Annotated in this window: 2 protein-coding genes; both read left to right on the top strand. The window is 34.6% G+C overall.

Annotation, left to right across the window (positions count from 1 at the left end; genetic code table 11):
* The first annotated feature begins 492 nt into the window (after nt 1-492).
* Nucleotides 493-1347 carry a TnP I resolvase gene (tnpI, locus tag ACODS7_RS31000; RefSeq protein ID WP_098939621.1) on the top strand — a complete coding sequence of 285 codons (855 nt, stop codon included), beginning with the start codon at nt 493-495 and terminating at the stop codon, nt 1345-1347.
* An 18-nt stretch (nt 1348-1365) separates the two neighbouring features.
* Nucleotides 1366-4329 (top strand): Tn3 family transposase, encoded by a 2964-nt coding sequence (locus ACODS7_RS30995; RefSeq protein ID WP_289670359.1) that lies wholly within the window; start codon nt 1366-1368, stop codon nt 4327-4329.
* The last annotated feature ends 113 nt before the right edge of the window (nt 4330-4442 follow it).

Genomic DNA, 4442 nt, shown 5'->3' with positions numbered 1-4442 from the left:
GAACAAGCGTAAATTTATATAAATTAACAAGAAACACTTTAAAACATCTTTTGAGGCTCATATACCCCTTTAAATAAGTTTTAAATCACCAGACACTTATTACATTACGGTCAATAATAAAATGCGATACACGGTAATCTGAGGATCTGTTTTTATATGAACCTCACTTTTTTGAATAAAATAATGGATGAGCTGAATATAGTCCTTTCAGCTCATCTATTAATTGCTTCAGTATGTGTACAAGAAGGGGTACCGCCAGCATTTCGGAAAAAAACCACGCTAAGAAAACCCTGGTTGCAAAATCAGAAAATATATATTTAACCCAAGACACAAACAGTGTCTTTTTTTGTACCAAAAATAATACAACACAATATTAATTGTGTTGTATTAGGTGTTATAATAAATATAAATCTAGGGGTTTAACGCAACAAAATTTATCGATAAATAAATACTTTTAGATGCAACACAATTTATAGACGCGGAGGAAATCATATGGATGTTGCAAAACAGTTTTCTTCTTATCTTAAACAGGAGAATAAAACTGAGAACACTGTTCAGGGATACACATCAGGTATTAGACAGTACATAAAATGGTTTGAAGGTTCCTATGACAGAAAATTAACAAAATTGTACCGACAAAATATCTTAGAGTACATTAGTTATTTAAAGAATGTCAAAATGTTGAACGCCAAGACCATTAACCACAAGATTAGTAGCCTTGCTAAATTTAATGAATTTCTAATACAGAAAGGAAGTCAACAAGATCAAGTAATTTTAAAAACAGACATGATAAAGGTTCAAACTGTCTATGCTTCTCCAACCCAAATTGTTGAATTAGATGTAAAAAAGTTTTTACAAAGTGTGTTAGAGGATAATAACAAACGTAATTATGCAATTGCCACTCTCCTAGCATATACAGGAGTACGTATTTCAGAAGCATTATCTATCAAAATGAATGACTTCAATTTACAGACTGGGGAATGTATTATTCGAAGTGGAAAAGGAGGTAAACAACGAATTGTATTACTAAATAGTAAGGTACTTCGTGCTATCAAAGATTATCTCATCGATCGAAAAACATACAGTACAGCACATGAATCTCTTTATCTTTTTATTAGTAAAAAGCGAGAAAAGCTCGACCGTACGGTCGTCAATCGTATCTTTAAATCATACAGCAATGTTATTACTCCACACCAATTACGACACTTCTTCTGTACGAATGCAATTGAAAAAGGATTTAGCATTCATGAAGTTGCAAATCAAGTTGGGCACTCTAACATCCATACGACACTACTTTACACAAATCCAAACCAACTGCAGCTAAAAAATAAAATGGAGCTCTTATAAAGGCGTAAAGGGGAAACAATGGGAGTTAAACAATTACTGTCAGAGGCACAACGAAATGAGTTAATGGATTTATCACGTTTAACAGAATGGGATTTGGTAACATTTCATACTTTTTCTAAACATGACTTACATTTAATATTAAAACACCGTAGAGGATACAATCGTTTAGGGTTCGCTCTTCAGCTTGCATTAATTCGTTATCCTGGCTGGTCCTTAACAGAATATAAAGACATTCCACAATATGTAGTGGATTACGTTGCGAGTCAGTTACAGATTCCGCCTGAAGAATTTTTAGTATATGCCAAACGTGAGAATACTTTATGGGAGCATCTTGGTGAAATTCGAACAGAATATGGATATCAGAATTTTTCTTCTGAATATAAAGAAACTTTATTACAATTTTTAGTGCAACAAGCAATGGATAACAATAATACCCTCTATTTAATTGAAATAACAATATCTACATTGCGAAAAATGAAAGTCATTCTTCCAGCTATGTATGTGATTGAAGATATCGTCTGGGAAGCAAAGCAACAAGCAGATCAGAAAGTGTATAGTATACTACATGACGGTTTGGTCCAAGAACAAAAAGATCAATTAGATGCGTTACTTTTACCAACTATAAATGGTAAATCTCCATTAGCATGGCTAAAAGATGTACCGGCCCAACCTTCACCAGAATCATTTTTAAAAGTAATAGACCGATTACAATTTGTTCAAAAAATTGGTCTTACTATTGATACCACAAAAATTAATACAAATCGTCTTCGACAGCTCGCTAGATTAGGATCAAAATATGAGCCATATGCTTTTAGACGATTCAATGAAGTAAAAAGATATAGTATGTTAGTCTCATTTTTATTGGAGATTACACAAGACCTTATAGATTACGCAATTGAAATTCATGATCGTCTTATGATGAATCTTCAAACAAAAGGGAAAAAAGAACAAGACGAAATACAGCAAGCAAATGGAAAAAAATTAAACGAGAAGATTTTACAATTTATTACTGTATGCGGGACACTAATTGAGGCAAAAGAAACCGGTAAAGATGCTTTTGCAGCCCTAGATGAAGTAATGTCATGGAATGAGATGGTCGAATCTGTTGAAGAAGCAAAACAACTATCACGGCCTTTAAATTATGACTATTTAGATTTGTTAAATACTCGTTATTCCTATGTTAGACGATATGCACCTACTTTATTACGCAGTCTTCATTTTAGAGCGACGAAATCTGGAGAACCCGTTTTACAAGCACTTGATACGATTCATGAATTGAATGAAACAGGTAAACGAAAAGTGCCTCATGGCGCTCCCTTACACTTTGTATCTAACCGTTGGCAAAAACATGTATATGATGATGACGGAAACATTAATCGGCACTATTATGAATTGGCAGCTTTAACCGAGTTAAGAAATCATATTCGTTCAGGAGATATTTTTGTATCAGGCAGTAGACATCATAAGGCATTTGATGATTATCTTATACCGTATGATGAATGGAACGAAGTTTCAAACATTCCAAATGGCCTTACAGCCCCTTTAAAAGCTGAAGATTATATAACTGACCGAATAAACCGATTAAATGAACATTTAGAATGGTTATCAGAAAATAGCGAGAAATTAGAAGGAGTAGATATTAGTCAAGGAAAACTACATGTTGAGCGATTGGATAGAGGAACTCCAGAAGAAGCAAAAGCATTTAGTAAACTTCTTCATAGTATGTTACCCAGAATAAAACTGACAGATTTACTAATAGAAGTGGCCAGTTGGACTGGATTTCATGATCAATTTATCCACGCCTCTACCAATCAATCTCCTGATCAAGAGGAACAGAATATTGTATTAGCTACTTTGATGGCAATGGGGACAAATATAGGTCTTACAAAAATGGCGGAAGCTACCCCTGGAATCTCCTATAGACAAATGGCAAATGCTTCACAATGGAGAATGTATGATGATGCAATGGTTCGCGCTCAATCTATTCTCGTGAATTTCCAAAAGGAACAAAAGTTATCATCCTATTGGGGAGATGGGACAACTTCTTCTTCTGATGGTATGCGTTTATCCATTGCTGTACGTTCTCTACATGCAGATTCCAATCCACACTATGGAACGGGAAAAGGTGGAACCATTTATCGATTTGTAAGTGATCAACTAGCTGCCTATTATGTGAAAGTCATTACTACCAATGCACGAGATGCTCTTCATGTATTAGATGGACTTCTTCATCATGAAACAGATTTAAAAATTGAAGAACATTACACAGATACAGCTGGATATACAGATCAAGTTTTCGCTTTAACACACTTGTTGGGATTTCGATTTGCTCCTCGTATTCGTGATTTGGCAGATACTAAGCTTTTTTCTATACCTGGTGGAGAAGAATATGAAAATGTTCAAGCACTTTTAAAAGGAAAAATTAATGTAAAGTTAATAAAAGAAAATTATGAAGATATTAGAAGGTTGGCATACTCGGTTCAAACAGGAAAAGTATCTAGCGCTCTTATCATGGGGAAGCTCGGATCATATGCAAGACAAAATAAACTCGCAACAGCACTTGGAGAAATGGGACGAATCGAGAAAACCCTCTTTACGCTGGATTACATATCTAATAAAGCCGTAAGGAGACGGGTTCAAAAAGGTTTAAATAAAGGAGAAGCAATCAATGCATTAGCTAGAATTATATTTTTTGGACAACGTGGAGAATTTAGAGAACGTGCTCTCCAAGACCAGTTACAAAGAGCTAGTGCACTAAACATAATTATTAACGCTATAAGTGTGTGGAACACCGTATATATGGAAAAAGCCGTAGAAGAATTAAAAGCAAGAGGAGAATTTAGAGAAGATTTAATGCCCTATGCGTGGCCGTTAGGATGGGAACATATCAATTTTCTTGGAGAATACAAATTTGAAGGATTACATGACACTGGGCAAATGAATTTACGTCCTTTACGTATAAAAGAGCCGTTTTATTCTTAATATAACGGCTTTTTTTATAGAAAAATCCTTAGCGTGGTTTTTTTCCGAAATGCTGGCGGTACCCCATGCCCATCAACTTAAGAAATAAGACTACCCCCAAGTGTCAAAAAACG

This window comes from Bacillus sp. FG16, from assembly GCF_057809515.1.
This window is presented reverse-complemented; position numbering and strand designations above follow the sequence as displayed.